Source organism: Streptococcus sp. 23.2, assembly GCF_016648665.1.
GTDB lineage: Bacteria > Bacillota > Bacilli > Lactobacillales > Streptococcaceae > Streptococcus > Streptococcus salivarius_E.
On the sequence record NZ_JACLQJ010000036.1, the window covers coordinates 1 to 1,087 of the forward strand.

Consider the following 1,087-nt stretch of genomic DNA (forward strand, 5'->3'; position numbering starts at 1 on the left):
TCACAGATAAATTCGATATCGCTGTGAACAATGGTGTGATTACTGCAACCCTTAAAGCTGGCTTCACTAAGTCACTTGGCGATGCGGACAACACTCAAGTGATCGACACAACTAAATTCGCCTTCGGACGTTACTACAAGTTCGACATTCCAACAACAGTGAAAGCTGATGTACCTGGCGGAGTAGATATCGAAAATACTGCGGCTCAAGTAGTCAACTACTACAACCCAACAACTAAGAAAGTTGAAACTCCAAACAAACCTACTCAAAAACGTGTAAACAGCGTACCAGTACAAGTAGAATTCAACTTCACTAAACGCTTGGAAGGCCGTGAGCTTAAAGCTAACGAATTCAGCTTCGTACTTAAGAATTCAGCTGGTGAAGTAGTTGAAACTGTAAGCAACGATGCATCTGGAAACGTTAAGTTCTCAGCTATCGAATTCAAGAAAGAACAAGCTGGTGTTCACAACTACACAGTTGAAGAAGTAGCTGGAACAGACGCAACCGTTACATACGATACTATGAAAGCGAATGTAACAGTAACTGTTTCTCACGATGGAACAGCTAAAGTTCTTGTGGCAACTGTTGGCGATATCGCTGATAAAGAGTTCAACAATACTGTTCGTCCTCCAGAAGAACCTAAGTTCCAACCAGAGAAATACGTTGTTTCTGAAGAGAAATTCGATATCACAGGCGACAAACTCGTTGATGATGATTCTGAATTGACTGATAAATATGGTGAAACAAATACAAACCCATACGCAGATGGAACTTCAAACAACGAAGCTCAAAACTTGAATACGAAGACTGTTAAACGTGGCGATAAGTTGGTTTACCAAGTATGGTTGGATACAACTAAATTTGACGCAGCTAACAAAGACAACATCCAATCAGTAGGAATCTCAGATGACTACGATGAAACTAAGTTGGATCTTGATTCTACTAAGATCAAAGCTTACGATTCAGTAACAGGTGACGATGTCACAGATAAATTCGATATCGCTGTGAACAATGGTGTGATTACTGCAACCCTTAAAGCTGGCTTCACTAAGTCACTTGGCGATGCGGACAACACTCAAGTGATCGA

1 protein-coding gene is annotated in these 1,087 nt (G+C 40.8%); it reads left to right on the plus strand.

Translation table 11 applies throughout. The features are described from left to right. The coding region (locus tag H7T98_RS10125; RefSeq protein ID WP_311636662.1) for an SspB-related isopeptide-forming adhesin at positions 1 to 1,087 on the plus strand (1,087 nt) is incomplete at both ends.